Here is a 14,817-nt window from a genome sequence, read left to right on the forward strand (position 1 = left end):
CGGGCGAGAAGTGTTTATTAGGAGATCTTTCATGAAATTATATAGCGAAGATTTTTTTATCACACCGCAGCAGCACATTACAGTTGAGCCAAGGGTACCTCAGCCTATTTTTCCTGAACATACACATGATTTTAGTGAGATCTTTTTGGTAACTCAGGGTATTGGCCTACATGTACTTAATGGGAGGCCTTATACATTATGTCCTGGGATGGTGTGCTATATAAAATCCTGTGATTATCACTTATTTGATAATGTTTCCAACCTAAATTTAACCAATGTACTTTATCGCTCAGACTCCAGTTTTACCTATTTAAATAATATCAGTCATTTTTTTCCGACAGATGCTGAAAGAAACATTTCACATTGGCTCTTAAATAAAGAGCATTACAATAAAGCACAACAAATTATTGATAAACTTAACGAAAGCGATGGCTCTGATCTTGCTTATACTGAAAGCCTTTTTTTGCAGTTAATTGTTAATTTACAAGATGGCCGTTATAACCATATTGGTGAAGGGAATAATGAACAACGTATTATCCAGATGTTACGCTGGCTAAATATGAATTTTACCGAAGATGTCGATTGGGGGCATTTAACCACTCAATTTTCAGTGTCATTACGGACCTTTCATCGTTATATGAAAAATAATTTAGGCATATCACCACAAAATTACTTAATAAAGTTGAGGCTATCAGAAGCTTATTACCAAATTCGTTTTTCAGATAAAACCATTACGGATATTGCATTGGAAAGTGGCTTTAATGATAGTGCATATTTTTCGACGTGTTTTAAAAGTGAGTATAATTTCACACCCCGTGACCTGCGTCATTGCAGTAATTAAAAAAGATCGTAATGATCATCCCTACACTTTTTTGAGGTGATCATGATACAAAGCATTCTTTCGATCAACAGCAGTGATTATTTTATTAGGCCTGAAAATACCGTGACGATAGAAATGCGGGATTCTCAGGAAGATTTTATTGTTCATAGCCATAATTTTAATGAGTTTGTGATTGTTTTTTCAGGAAATGGTTTACACCATTGGAATGGTATTGATTATCCAATTACTTGTGGAGATCTGTTTTATATTAATGCGGAAGATTGTCATGGCTATCACTCAGTAAATAATTTAAAACTGGTTAATGTATTATATAAACCTAATGAGTTTCTCATTAAAAAATCTATTGAAAAGTATGTTCCATTAAGTTATCAGCCGATAACATCTAGGCACTGGAAATTGCCGCCTTCCAGCTTATCAACGTTGACGCCCATTATTGAGAAAATGGCATTAGAATGCCAAAAACCGGATATTCCATCTATTCATCTTTGCGAAGGCCTATTTTTACAGTTAGCTATTTATATTTATCGTTTACGTTATCAGCCAGATCAAGCTCCAATAAGTTTATTACACCAAATGGATCAGCTAATAAACTGTTTAAATTTAAGTATCAATACGCCATTTTCATTAGAAAAATTTGCTCAGGAGCATCAGATGTCTGCGCGTTCATTGCAGCGTTTATTTAAGTCGAAAACAGGAATGACGGTAATGGAATATCTGCAACAATTACGTTTGTGCCAAGCGGCGTTATTATTGCGTAGTACCTCGTTGTCGATTAGTGAAGTCGCTGGGCAATGTGGTTATGAAGACAGTAATTATTTTTCGAGTGTCTTCCATAAAAAAATGAAAATGACAGCAAGTGCATATCGCCGTTGTTTTTTACAAAAAGATAAATTGAGGTAAGTGCTAGCCAATAGACTAGCACTGCCTAGGGGGAGATTAGTCTAAATAAAATACCGACCTTAACTCATCACTGATTGGGCTATTGTCAGGGTTTGATGGCATAATATCCGACATATATTTCCACCATTTTTGGCACACTTCCGTTTGTGCAACGCTATCCCAGCGTTCCTGTGATTCAATTTCCACGTAGCCGAATAATAAATTTCGTTTGTTATCTAAGAAAATAGAATAGTGATGTGCGCCATGTTCTTTGAGTGTCAGCACTAATTCAGGCCAAATTTCATCATGTCGGCGCTGATATTCTTGGTGGGCGTCAGGAGCAATTTGCATCACAAATGCTTTTTTTATCATGATATCACCCTCTAATAAATCGCTTGATATAATTCAGTGATGTCTTCTAATGTGGTGTCACGTGGATTACCTCCAGTACACACATCATCAAAGGCGGCTTGAGCAAGGGATGGAATATCTTCCAGTTTCATGCCGATCTCACGCAGTTTTTCAGGAATACCAACGTCCTTGTTTAGCGCAAAAACAGCAGCAATGGCGGTATTTCTGGCTTCTTGAAGTGAAAAGGCATCGATATTTTTTACACCCATAGCACGAGCGATATCTCGATATTTTTCCCCAGTATAATCAGCGTTATACGACATAACATGAGGTAATAAAATGGCGTTAGCGACACCGTGTGGAGTATTGTAAAATGCTCCAAGGGGATGAGCCATACCATGAACTAACCCCAAGCCAACGTTAGAAAAGCCCATTCCTGCCATGTATTGTGCTAGTGCCATCGTTTCAACACCTTGCGGGTCGCCCTTAACGGATTGCCGTAACGAATTGCTGATCAACTCAATGGATTTAAGGTGTAGAGCATCGGTAAGTGCCCAAGCCCCTTTCGTGATATAGCCTTCAATAGCATGGGTGAGAGCATCAACGCCAGTTGCAGCCTTTAAGCTTGCAGGCATGGATGCCATCATTGATGGATCAATAATGGCAACAATCGGAATACTATGGGGGTCAACGCACACAAATTTACGGCACAGATTGTTATCTGTGATGACATAGTTAATCGTGACTTCAGCTGCAGTTCCTGCGGTAGTTGGGATTGCGATAATAGGAACTGCTGGGTTTTGGGTTGGAGCGACACCTTCTAAGCTCACCACATCTTCGTATTGTGGGTTATTGATAATAATCCCAATCGCTTTAGCGGTGTCTTGTGGAGAACCTCCTCCGATAGCGATAAGACAATCTGCATTAGATTGTTTGAAGTGTTTTAGCCCTTGTTGGACGGTATCAATGGTTGGGTTAGGAATAACACCATCATAAATGGCGTAGTCCAACTTAGCGTCATCTAATAATTGGGTGACTTTACTGACTACATTATATTTAACCAGATCCGCATCCGTGACAATCAGTGCTTTGTTAAATTGGCGTTTTTGAATTTCCTCGACAAGGTGGTTAATTGCCCCTTCGCCAAAGTATGAGGTTTCATTAAGTATCATTCTATGGGTCATCGCTGACCTCCCAATCAATTAAAATAAAAAACTGTTACATTAGGCGGCCATTCCTAAGCCAACAATATTTGCCGCTAAGATAATCACTAAACAGCCTAAACATAAAATTCGAACGGGTTTCCTGCCGGTGCCTTTCCATTCTTTTAGCGCTAACCCCACGATACCACCACACAGAACATAGAAGCTCATATGTAGCATCCAGCTCATAAAGCCGTATTGTGACGGGATATTTGCATGTCCCCATGCGTAGAAGAAAAATTGGAAGTACCACATAGCGCCACCCAAAATGGCAAATAAAATATTGCTGACCAGTAGGGCTTTGGGGACAGAGATATCTGATTTGAAAGAGATATCTTTACGATAAATAAGTCTAATAAAACAATAGCCTAAATTGATTAATGCACCGCCACCCATGATGATGACGTAACTTGGTAATGCCACATAAAGAGAAGAAACACCAAGGGCAGCGGAAGCTTCGTGCATAGGGACAGCTGCACTCATTGCGAATGACATACCGGCTGAGAAAATACCGCACATGACTGCTAGTAATAAGCCTTTTTTCAGGTTGAACTCTTCGGCTTGCACTCCGGTCGCTTTTTCTTTCAGTAACCCAGCATAGGAAACGATGGCAACCCCAAGAACAGCCACGAGAACGCCAAGAATTGTTAATTTTCCGCCCGTAGAGGCAATCAATTCGCCAAATGTGCCTTGAATAATTGGGGTCATTAAGGTACCAACAATGAGCGTAATACCAATGGCAATTCCGATGCCCATTGACATACCTAAATAGCGCATAGTCAGACCATAGCCAATATTACCCACCCCCCACATAGCACCAAATAAAAAAACGGGGATCAGAATATTTGCACTAAAAGAGCTGTAGTAGGCCCAAAAGTCAGGAAGTAAAATATAACTGATGGTCCAAGGTAAAATAATCCAAGAAAAAATCCCGGCAATGGACCACATAGTTTCCCATGACCAGTTTTTAACTTTTTTTAATGGTGCGTAGAAGCAAGCCGCCGAAGCTGCGCCGACAAAATGCCAAAAAATACCGAGTAAAATTCCACTGCCCATGAACTATTCCTCACTGTTTATTATCGTTTTAATTTCTCTGTGGAAGGGAAGGCCTATCCACAGAGAAACAGGCTTTATTTCAATGCATCAGACATTGGTGTGACATTGAATCGCTTGGCAAGCGCAATCAGATTCTCTGTTGAAATAGTTTGTTTTTTACCGCCCATCGAGAGAACTTTGACAAGTATCTCAGCGGATTTTTCTGCGGTATCAATTAAACCAAAAGCGTCATCTAAGGTTGGGCCGGAACCAAAAATTCCATGGAATGGCCAAAGTACTAAGCCATGTTGTTTCATTTGTTCCGCTGTTTCTAAGCCGATGCCATCTGTGCCAGGCACCATCCATGGCAACACACCGATACCATCAGGGAAAACAACCAAACATTCGGTACTCATTTCCCATAAATGACGCGTGATGGATGCACTATCGAGCGGTAAAACATAGCTTAGCGCAATGATATTGGTTGCATGGCAGTGCATGATGACGCGGTTAGCGCCATTAGTGGCTTGCATACGTGTGATATGTGATTGAAAGTGAGCAGCAAATTCCGAGGTTGGTATTGCACCATTCACAAAGCCCCAAACAATATGGTAACCCTGACCTTCATTATCGATACGAACTAGACCCAAGTTATCTGCAGGGTCTAAGGCAACATTACGGAAAAATTTACCAGAACCTGTGACAATAAAATATTGGTTTGCTAGCTCTTTAACCGGTTCAGTTGTTTCGATATAACGCGGGTCAGCGTGAAAAGTGTGTTTAAATGGAGCAACATCGTCTTCAGTTAGTCGTAAGCTCACATTACCGCCATTACGTTCATCCCAGCCTTTGAGCCACATATCGCTGGTGGCTTTTATCATCCCTTGGACAAACCAAGATGTCAGAATATCTTGCATACAATTCACCTTAACGTGTTAATAATGTTGATTTTTCGTATTGTTTAACTTCATCTAACCATTTTTCGCCTACAGGAACATTGTTGCGTTCGCAGTATTCATCCCAAACAGCTTGCCATGGCAGGCATTTTTGTTCTTCTAATAGCGCGAGGCGAGCTGTGAAGTCCCCTTCTGCTTCGAGTTGACGCAGTCTTGCGGTGGGTTCAAGTAAGGCGCGTAGTAACGCTTTTTTCATATTGCGAGTTCCAATGACCCACGCAGCAATGCGGTTAATCGATGCGTCAAAGAAATCGAGACCAATGTGCACACGGTTTTTTAAGTTATGGCGAATGATTTCATTGGCAATCGCTTGAGTTTCATCATCAAGTAAAATGACGTGGTCACTGTCCCAACGCACAGGACGGCTGACGTGCAATAATAGGCGTTCAACATAAGGAATGACGGCTGAAATTTTGTCTGAAATAACCTCGGTTGGATGGAAGTGGCCGGCATCTAAACATAATGCGGTTTTACGTGTGATGGCATAGCCCAAATAAAACTCACTGGAGCCTGCGGTGTAAGATTCAGCACCAATACCGAATAACTTACTTTCGACGGCATCGATATGATATTTGATATCAATTTTTTCCCGGATAATTTCATCCAATGACTCGACTAACCGTTGGCGTGGCGCATAGCGGTCGACGGGGAGATCTTTCATGCCGTCAGGGATCCAAATATTCATTACGGAAGCACTATTTAATGACTCGCCAAAATACGCAGAAATACGGCGACAAGCTTGTCCATGACCAATCCAATAGTCTCTAATTTCCTTATTACTGTGAGTTAGCGTCGCTTCGCTACTGAGTGGATGGGAAAAATAAGAAGGGTTAAAATCGAGTGCGATATGGTTTTTTTTCGCCCAATCAACCCAATTGGCAAAATGGCGAGGTTCAATTTCATTACGTTCGACGGCGGTATCAGCTTCGAGATAAAGAGCGTGCAGGTTAACGCGTTTAGGGCCAGGAATTAAGCTCATTGCTTTATCCATGTCTGCGCGTAATTCAATCGCATTGGTCGCTTTGCCGGGGTAATTACCTGTAGCTTGAATACCACCGCTTAAAGCGGTTGCAGATTTTTCAAAGCCAGCTACGTCATCTCCCTGCCAGCAATGCATCGATACAGGCAAGTCAGCCATGGCTTGCATCGCCAGTTCAGTATCGATACCAAGGTCAGCAAAACGTTGTTTGGCAATAAGATAACTTTCTTTGTAATTAGACATGAAATTTTCCTTATAACTTATCGATATACGGTTAATAACCTGAGTTAGGCCGTAATGGTTTTAAATCGTTTCCATGGTTCATCCAGCGCGATGCTTTGAGGTTGAAACCAACAAAGCTCAGTATTTTCTGCAATAATGGTGCGCAGGGTTGGTACATCTGGAATGGTGTTTAGGGCAATCAACTGATACCCAATGTTTCCTAAGGTGGACGCTTCAATCGGGCCTGTGCTTACAGGAACTCCGCAAGTGTTGGCGCAGAGTTGGTTAAGTAGGGCATTTTGGCTACCACCACCGACGATATGCAGCTGTTGTAATGGGGCATGGTTTATTTGCTGTAATTCAAGAAACACTTGACGATAAAGCAGTGCTAAGCTGTCGAAAACACAGCGAGCTAGCTCAGCGATAGTATTTGGGACGGGTTGTTGGTTTTCCTGACAAGCCTCTTTAATGGCCTGGCTCATCGACTCAGGGTTTAAGAAGCGGTTATCATTGGGGTTAATAAGATAAGTGAAGGCAGGGATAGCTTCTGCTGATGCAATTAGGCTGCAAATATCTTGCACGTCATGTTCAAGACAAATGCGTTGGAATAACCATAGCCCCATAATATTCTTTAGGACACGGTAGTGGCCATTTACTCCACCTTCATTGGTAATATTGGCAGCAAATGCGTATTCACAAGTACAAGGAGTAGTACGTTCGAGGCCCATTAATGACCAAGTTCCTGAGCTTAAATAGGCACTATGGCTATCGGCTATCGGCGCCGCAATAACAGCGCTAGCCGTATCATGGCTTGCTACGGCAATCACCGGAATTTTTTTACCTTTGGGCGTTTGCCAGTGGCCAATGATATTACCTGGTTGCTTGATTTCACCTAATAAACGGCGTGGTATTTGTAGATACTCGACTAACTCATCATCCCAATCACTTGTTTCCAGGTTAACCATTTGGCTGGTGGAAATATTGGTATATTCATGGTTGATTTGCCCAGTCAAACGGTATGCGAAATAATCAGGGATCAATAATAAATGGTGTGCTTGTTCCAGCCATTGAGGGTGTGATTGTTGCAAGGACTTCAATTGATATAAGGTATTGAAAGGGAGAAATTGGATCCCTGTTTTTTGGTAGATATTTTGAACACCAAGGTCGGTTTGGACTTGCTCCATGACACCTTGGGTGCGGTTATCACGGTAAGAGAAATTGCGACCGACGGTGGCACCATCACGGTCAAGTAGAACATAATCAACGCCCCAAGTGTCGATGCCAATGCTGTCAATATGGATGCCAGATTGCTCTACATGGTGTAAGCCAATCCGTATTTGAGCCTCAAGATCATCCAGATCCCAATAACAATGATCACCTTCAGTGATCAAATGGTTTGTAAAACGATGAATTTCATCTAATGATAATTTTTTAGTATGCACATCATAGCAAGCCAACATGACACGACCGCTAGATGCGCCTAAATCAATAGCAACAACATGGCGAATATTCATGACTTTTTAATCTCTATTACTTAACTTATAGTCATATACTAGAGATAGTGAATAGTGAGCGCGTTTAATAGAGCGTCACTAAAAAGGAAAAATGGCAATATATTTAAAGTCGTAGTGATCTTATTCACAGACTTGAAATCTCTCAGTGTTTTTACCAGAACCATTTAATCAGGAGCGAATAATGAAAGACCCTCACCATATAGCCGAATGGGCTAAAGTTAGAGAAACCTCAATTGAAATTGCTCAAGCTATTTTTGAATTAGCGAATAATGATGAAGTATTAGCGGAACAAATTTGGGAAGAAGGTTCTGATGAAGTTTTACCTCTGGCCTTCTCGAAGACCACCGCGGATAGGCTATATTGGGGGGAAGAAACCATCGAAAGGAAAAATGTATAATTCGTTTTGTGTTCTTCTGAAGAGATAAAAACCTCGCGTTGGCGAGGTTTTTATTGGCGATCATAAGGTGTTAATTTATCTTACTTGCCATTAAAAGATGAGATATTTTGAGAAGGGCGTAAAAACAAAAGTAAGATAGCCATCACAAAATGACCATTCGCTTTGTGACTATTTGTATAGCAGTAACAGTTGGTTGGATTATTAGTAATAAGTACGATAAGTCAGGCACTGAGAGAAATATTAGTGCCTAGATATGAAGGTCAGCTGGAAATATCGTATTTTTTTAATCGGCGATACAGTGTCGCAATACTTAAACCTAATATTTGTGCCGCTTCTTTCTTTCCTCCCATGGAGTAACCCGTTTTTTCAAGTACGTGTTGTATGGTTTCTTTCTCATAATGGTGTACAGGCAGCGCAGCGGTTTTTGTAATGGAATGTATTGATTCTGTTGATGAATTTGTTTCTGTAATATACTCAGGTAAATGGCTATGGTTCATTTCAGGCAGATCGCCTTGCATTACATAAATATACTCGATGACATTACGCAGTTCACGTATGTTACCCGGCCAATGATAGCCATATAAATAATTCATTACTGTATCAGGGATCTTTTGCTTTTCTCTATCATATTGCATTGAAAATTGGTCAGAAAAATATTTCGCTAAATCAGCAATATCCTCACGATGCTCCCGTAATGCAGGAACAGGGATCGGCACAACATTTAATCGGTAATATAGGTCTTCTCGAAACGTTTTGTGTTCGACCATCTCTAATAAATTTTTGTTTGTGGCTGCAATAATGCGGACATCGGTAGGTATTTGGTTATTTGAACCAACTCGGGTGATGGTTTTATCTTGTAAAACACGCAGTAGCTTAGCCTGTAATAACAAAGGCATATCACCAATTTCATCGAGAAATAGGCTACCTCCATGGGCTAATTCAAACTTACCTATACGCCCTTTAGGATCTGCTCCGGTGAATGCGCCTCTGATATAGCCAAAGAGCTCGCTTTCAAGGAGTTGCTCTGGTATTGCCGCACAGTTTATGGTGACAAAGGGCTGAGCATGTCGAGCACTTTGTGTATGTAGAGCATAAGCGACGACCTCTTTTCCTGAGCCACTTTCCCCCGTGATCAGTACATTTGCATGACTGACAGCGACCTTCTTGATGGTTTGTTTGAGGTTCATCATAGTCAATGAATTACCGATTAACTGTGAAGGGGCTTCGCTGATTTCAACGGATGATTGATTGACATGAGTAATATAATCACGGGCGTCCTGAAAAATGATCATGGTTAACGTATCATTTTCCAGTGAAGTAAAAGTAACATTACGGCAGAGTACATGATAGCGCTGGCCTTCTAATTCTAACCATGCTTCTTCATCGCCATATAAAATATCCCCTGTAAGTTCAAAGGACAGTGATAGGCCTATAATATCTTTATTAAAAAAGCGGGATGCAGAGCGGTTGGTATGCCAAATTTTTTGTTGGCTATCGATGGCTATTACGCCTCTATCCATAGCATCAATTAATCGCCGAAATGCATGTAAAGATTCTTGGGCTCTCAAGCGTTCAAGACACTCAAATACCTTACTCGATATCATTTCGGCTATTTGTTCGATGAATGTGATGAATTTATTGAGTTGCTGAAGTAATACGGCTCGCTGTTGTTTGGTCGAGCAAATAATGCCAATGACACCAATGACTTTACCATTTAAAAAAATCGGTGCGTTAAGGTCTAATTCTTCCGTACAGGTTTCTCTATTCTCACATAGATGGCAGAGGTTATTTTCCCCAGGATCTTTAATTAATACGGTTTCTTGTACTCGTAAAACATGACGATAAATATAGCCGTTACGTGAAACGTTTTGATTAAGCATGTGTTTGTAATAACCCGTTCCTGCAATACGGATCAGATATTCATCAATAATTTCGACATCTGTTCCGGTCACGCCAGAAATAGCTTCTGCGTAATGGCAAATTTCATTTTGGATAGTACTCAGAATGGATGTCATTTTTTCCCTTGTTATCAAAATTGATAAATATTAATAAATTTAATTAAGGTGATAATTATAATTTTATTTTTAAATCAATATATTAAATTATTTATATATCGCCATCACACTATTTATCATATTTGATAATTTATCAATGAGGTAAATCAATGATATCGAATTTAGTAAAAGCAATTCTATATGGTTTATTTTAAATTTTGTTTTATATCAACTGGCTACATTATTTTCTCATTATAATTATACGTAAATGCCGATCTTGGCATGTGTATTGCTACCTAAGCTGTAAACCTATTTTTTATTAAGACTTAATTGTCTTGTTTATTAATAATAAGTTCATGAGGTTTTCCATGCAGGAGCAATTAAAGTACTACATTAATCACAGCCGTTTTAAGCAGAAACCTACGGCGAACCTTGCCTCTTTTTCGCAAGCTGAATTACATAAAGCGTGGCAATTTCACCGCTCAATTCCTGAGTATGCACCAACACCGCTCTATCATTTACCTGCACTCGCCAAGTCATTAAATGTCGGACAGATTTACTTAAAAGATGAGTCTCAACGCTTTGGCCTCAAGGCATTTAAGGCATTAGGTGGCGCCTATGCAATGGCCTGCCATATCGCCGAAGAGTTGGGGAAAGATATCTCTGAGCTTCCTTATAACGTAATGGTCAGCAATGAGGTTAGAGAACAATTAAATGGCATTACTTTTGCCACCACGACGGATGGCAATCATGGGCGAGGAGTGGCGTGGATGGCACGTCAACTTAAACAAAAATCAGTAGTTTATATGCCTAAAGGTTCTTCCCATGAACGCTTAGATGCCATCTTGAATGAAGGTGCGACCGCAGAAATTGTAGATATGAATTATGACGATGCGGTACGTATGACAGCCGAAATGGCAAGAAAATATGGCTGGGTGGTGGTGCAAGATACCGCTTGGGCTGGCTATGAAAAGATCCCGCAGTGGATTATGCAAGGCTACAGCACGTTAATGTTTGAAGCTTTGTCACAGTTACATGAAGTGAAACCGACTCACGTTTTTGTTCAAGCTGGTGTTGGCTCATTTGCTGGCATGGTGCAGGGGATGTTAACGGCGCTTTATGGAGAGGATAGACCGAAAGTGATTATTGCTGAAGCTCAAATTGCGGATTGCCTTTACCGTTCAGCGGTTGCTGAAAATGAAGAAGCGACCTCTGTTGGAGGCGATCTACAAACAGTTATGGCTGGGCTGGCATGTGGTGAAGCCAATATTGCAGGTTGGCAATTATTACGAGACTACGCCGATGCTTTCTTTTCTTGCCCTGACTTTGTCGCAACGCGAGGGATGCGGATATTAGGTAACCCATTACCGACTGACCCTCCGATTGTTTCGGGTGAATCTGGTGCTGTCACTACAGGGTTACTTTCTATTTTAATGCAGTCCCAAAATTATGCTGATGTGCGCAACAGGCTGGAACTGAATGAAAATTCACGCATTTTGCTTATCAGTACTGAGGGCGACACGGATATTCAACGTTATCGGGATATTGTTTGGGATGGTGAGTTCCCAAGCTTTGGCCAATTTTAATCGGGGTGAAAAATATGTTTTCAGAAAATCGTCTTAACGAAGTCATCAAGAATTGTCAGGCTTTAGTTCGTGAAAAAAGTTACTCCGGTGAAGAGGGCAATGTTGTCCGTGTTATTAAATCCATGATGGAAGATTATGAATTTGATGATATTCATGTTGATAGATACGGCAATATCATTGGTGGAATTGTAGGGAAATACCCTGGAAAAACGCTGGTTTTTGATGGACACATCGATACGGTTCCAGTCGATGAAAGCCAATGGACGCAAGACCCATTTGGCGGAGAAATTAATGACGGCAAAATTTATGGCCGTGGTACGACCGATATGAAAGGTGCAGTTGCTGCCATGATTTCAGCCATTGGTTTTTTTGGTCAAGACAATCTGCGTGAGTTTGCTGGGAGAGTTTATGTTTCCTGCATCGTACATGAGGAATGTTTTGAAGGTGTAGCGGCACGCCTAGTCACTGAAAAGTATCATCCTGATTATGTGGTTATCGGCGAGGCTTCTGAGCTTAACCTGAAAATTGGCCAACGTGGTCGCGCAGAGGTGGTGGTAGAAACATTTGGTAAGCCAGCCCACTCCGCAAACCCGCAAGCGGGTATTAACGCGGTTTATAAAATGGCGGCATTGGTTGAAAAAATTAGAACATTAACTCCGCCTGTTCACCCCGTTCTTGGTTTAGGGATCCTTGAATTAACGGATATTAAATCTTCACCATATCCCGGCGCATCGGTTGTCCCTGAATATTGCCGAGCGACTTATGACCGTAGGTTATTGGTTGGTGAAAGCAAAGATAGCGTAATTGAACCTATCCAAAAAGTGTTGGAAGAAATGATTCAGTTGGACCCCGAATTTAAAGCGCGGGTGTCTTATGCCTATGGTACGGAATCTTGCTATACCGGTAGTACCATTGAAGGAGAGCGTTTCTTTCCCGGTTGGGTGTTAGATGAATCGGATGAATTTGTGCAGTGTGTTTTATCGGGACTCAAAAAAGTCGGTATTAACCCAACCATTACCCAATATTCATTTTGTACCAACGGTAGCCACTATGCGGGGGAAGCCAATATTCCTACGATTGGCTTTGGGCCTTCCAGAGAAAATCTGGCTCACACCATTGATGAATATATCGAAATTGGACAATTAACAGGCTCAGTCAAAGGCTACTACAGCATAATTTCTAGTATTTACAATAATAACAAATAGTTATCTTTTGATGCCTTAGTGACTACTAAGGCATTGATAAAGGAAGAGAACAATGAAAACACTATTTAAAAATGCCACCATCATTGACGGTACAGGAGAAAGTCAGTATCACAGCGACTTACTTGTTAATGAAGGTAAAATTATTCAAATCGGCGATATTAGCGCCAACACTCAGGACCAGGTTATTGATGCAACCGGTAAAATCATTTGTCCCGGTTTTATTGATACGCACACTCACTCTGATTTATCGGTGTTATTAAACCCCGCAGTTTCCGCAAAAATTCGCCAAGGGATCACGACTGAGTTGTTGGGGCAAGACGGCGTTGCATTGGCACCTTTGCCTGAACAATATATTTTCGCGTGGCGTAAAAATATTGCTGGCCTCGATGGTGACTCTGATGAGATTGACTGGCACTTCAAAAATACAGCGGGATATCTCAACATGTTAGAGGCGCGAGGAAGCGCTACGAACCTCGCTTATCTTGTTCCCCACGGTAATATCCGTATGGAAGCCATGGGATTAGATGGTAAGGCATCGACGCAGGAAGATGTCGCCAAAATGTGCCAGATTCTTGAGCGAGAGTTACAAGCAGGGGCCTATGGGCTATCTACAGGCCTTATCTATATGCCTTGTGCTTTTGGCGATACCGCTGAGATCACCGAACTTTGCAAAGTGACAGCCAAATATAATGGGATTTTTGTGGTTCATCAGCGCAGTGAAGCGGATGACATCATTCAGTCGACTCAAGAACTTATTGATATTGCTCATGCATCCGGAGTTTGGCTACATATTTCTCATATGAAGGTCTGTGGTAAGAAAAACTGGTCACTGATCGATGAAATGCTATCGATGCTTGAACAAGCACAGCAAGAAGGAATACGCATCTCTTTCGACCAATATCCTTATGTTGCTGGTAGCACCATGTTAGGGGTGATTTTACCGCCGTGGGTGCATGCAGGTGGTACGGAAAAGCTACTCGAACGCCTGAAATCTTCTGAATTACGCCAACGTATGATTGACGATATCGAAAAAGGGATCCCTGGGTGGGATAACTTCATTGATTTCGCTGGGTTAGATCAAATCTTCATTACCAGTGTGAAGCAACAGAAAAACCAAGATGCAGTAGGTTTAAACTTAGTTCAACTTGGAGAGTTACGTGGTAAAGACCCTTATAACGCCACTTTTGACCTGTTATATGAGGAAGATAATGCCGTTGGAATGGTGGATTTTTATGGGACAGAAGAGCACGTGATTAAATTTTTGTGCCGCCCAGAGCAGAATGTTTGTACGGATGGCTTAATGGGGGCAGGTAAGCCTCATCCCCGTGTTTTTGGAGCATTTCCTCGAGTACTTGGGAAGTATGTACGCGAAGAAGCTTGTTTAACTTGGGAAGCAGCGATTCGCAAAATGACCGGCAAACCAGCAGAGGTTTTGGGATTAACCAATAGGGGATTACTTAAAGAGGGTTACCAAGCCGATATCGTAATGTTAGACCCACATACCATTATAGACAAAGGTACTTTTGTTGAACCAAATCAATACCCTGAAGGTATCGAGCTTGTGATGGTTAATGGTCGAATTGCGCTGTTTAATCACATTGAAAGTTATGCCTGCAGTGGACAAGTTTTACGGAAAGGAACGCTGAGTTGATCAAT

The 14,817-nt window shown here is 41.3% G+C and carries 13 protein-coding genes; 6 read left to right on the forward strand and 7 right to left on the reverse strand.

Translation table 11 applies throughout. The features are described 5' to 3' along the window. The first annotated feature begins 31 nt into the window (after positions 1-31). Both rhaS and P3L40_RS19315 read left to right on the forward strand, forming a co-directional pair. Positions 32-841, forward strand: coding sequence for an HTH-type transcriptional activator RhaS (gene rhaS, locus P3L40_RS19310; RefSeq protein WP_136135316.1), 810 nt, complete (start codon positions 32-34; stop codon positions 839-841). 42 nt (positions 842-883) lie between these two features. Continuing rightward, on the forward strand, positions 884-1,741 hold the full coding sequence (locus P3L40_RS19315; protein ID WP_210853035.1) for a helix-turn-helix domain-containing protein: 858 nt from the start codon (positions 884-886) through the stop codon (positions 1,739-1,741). A gap of 36 nt (positions 1,742-1,777) precedes the next feature. On the opposite strand, the gene rhaM is transcribed toward P3L40_RS19315, so the two are convergent. The 6 genes from rhaM to rhaB all read right to left on the reverse strand — a co-directional run bounded on the left by rhaM (position 1,778) and on the right by rhaB (position 7,979). Then, positions 1,778-2,092 carry an L-rhamnose mutarotase gene (gene rhaM / locus P3L40_RS19320; RefSeq protein WP_096865089.1) on the reverse strand — a complete coding sequence of 105 codons (315 nt, stop codon included), beginning with the start codon at positions 2,090-2,092 and terminating at the stop codon, positions 1,778-1,780. A gap of 11 nt (positions 2,093-2,103) precedes the next feature. After that, complete coding sequence (gene fucO / locus P3L40_RS19325; protein WP_196731946.1) at positions 2,104-3,255, reverse strand: lactaldehyde reductase; 1,152 nt, start codon at positions 3,253-3,255, stop codon at positions 2,104-2,106. A 39-nt stretch (positions 3,256-3,294) separates the two neighbouring features. Beyond that, positions 3,295-4,329: an L-rhamnose/proton symporter RhaT gene (gene rhaT, locus P3L40_RS19330; protein WP_004259701.1), complete on the reverse strand. Its 1,035-nt coding sequence runs from the start codon at positions 4,327-4,329 to the stop codon at positions 3,295-3,297. A 74-nt stretch (positions 4,330-4,403) separates the two neighbouring features. Continuing rightward, positions 4,404-5,225 (reverse strand): rhamnulose-1-phosphate aldolase, encoded by an 822-nt coding sequence (rhaD, locus tag P3L40_RS19335; RefSeq protein ID WP_004259698.1) that lies wholly within the window; start codon positions 5,223-5,225, stop codon positions 4,404-4,406. A 10-nt stretch (positions 5,226-5,235) separates the two neighbouring features. Continuing rightward, a complete protein-coding gene (locus P3L40_RS19340) occupies positions 5,236-6,486 on the reverse strand; it encodes an L-rhamnose isomerase (RefSeq protein WP_136135313.1) in 1,251 nt (416 codons plus the stop codon). Between the two features lie 44 nt (positions 6,487-6,530). Next, complete coding sequence (gene rhaB, locus P3L40_RS19345) at positions 6,531-7,979, reverse strand: rhamnulokinase (RefSeq protein ID WP_210853036.1); 1,449 nt, start codon at positions 7,977-7,979, stop codon at positions 6,531-6,533. Between the two features lie 181 nt (positions 7,980-8,160). Here rhaB and P3L40_RS19350 point away from each other — a divergent pair, with 181 nt between their 5' ends. After that, positions 8,161-8,376, forward strand: coding sequence for a YccJ family protein (locus P3L40_RS19350; RefSeq protein WP_047756975.1), 216 nt, complete (start codon positions 8,161-8,163; stop codon positions 8,374-8,376). Positions 8,377-8,636: 260 nt separating this feature from the next. On the opposite strand, the gene P3L40_RS19355 is transcribed toward P3L40_RS19350, so the two are convergent. Continuing rightward, entirely contained in the window at positions 8,637-10,391 is a 1,755-nt protein-coding gene (locus P3L40_RS19355) for a sigma-54-dependent Fis family transcriptional regulator (RefSeq protein WP_004259685.1), read from the reverse strand. A 347-nt stretch (positions 10,392-10,738) separates the two neighbouring features. Here P3L40_RS19355 and dpaL point away from each other — a divergent pair, with 347 nt between their 5' ends. From dpaL to P3L40_RS19370, 3 genes are read left to right on the forward strand one after another with little or no spacing between them, the layout of a single operon-like run. Then, positions 10,739-11,956, forward strand: a complete 1,218-nt coding sequence (dpaL, locus tag P3L40_RS19360; RefSeq protein WP_196731948.1) for a diaminopropionate ammonia-lyase — start codon at positions 10,739-10,741, stop codon at positions 11,954-11,956. 14 nt (positions 11,957-11,970) lie between these two features. Further along, the gene (locus P3L40_RS19365) at positions 11,971-13,161 is read left to right on the forward strand and encodes a YgeY family selenium metabolism-linked hydrolase (protein ID WP_004259679.1); all 1,191 of its coding nucleotides are present in this window, start codon (positions 11,971-11,973) and stop codon (positions 13,159-13,161) included. A 52-nt stretch (positions 13,162-13,213) separates the two neighbouring features. Next, positions 13,214-14,812, forward strand: coding sequence for an N-acyl-D-amino-acid deacylase family protein (locus P3L40_RS19370; protein WP_164565590.1), 1,599 nt, complete (start codon positions 13,214-13,216; stop codon positions 14,810-14,812). The last annotated feature ends 5 nt before the right edge of the window (positions 14,813-14,817 follow it).

It is taken from the genome of Providencia sp. PROV040 (genome assembly GCF_032706145.1).
Lineage (GTDB): Bacteria > Pseudomonadota > Gammaproteobacteria > Enterobacterales > Enterobacteriaceae > Providencia > Providencia hangzhouensis.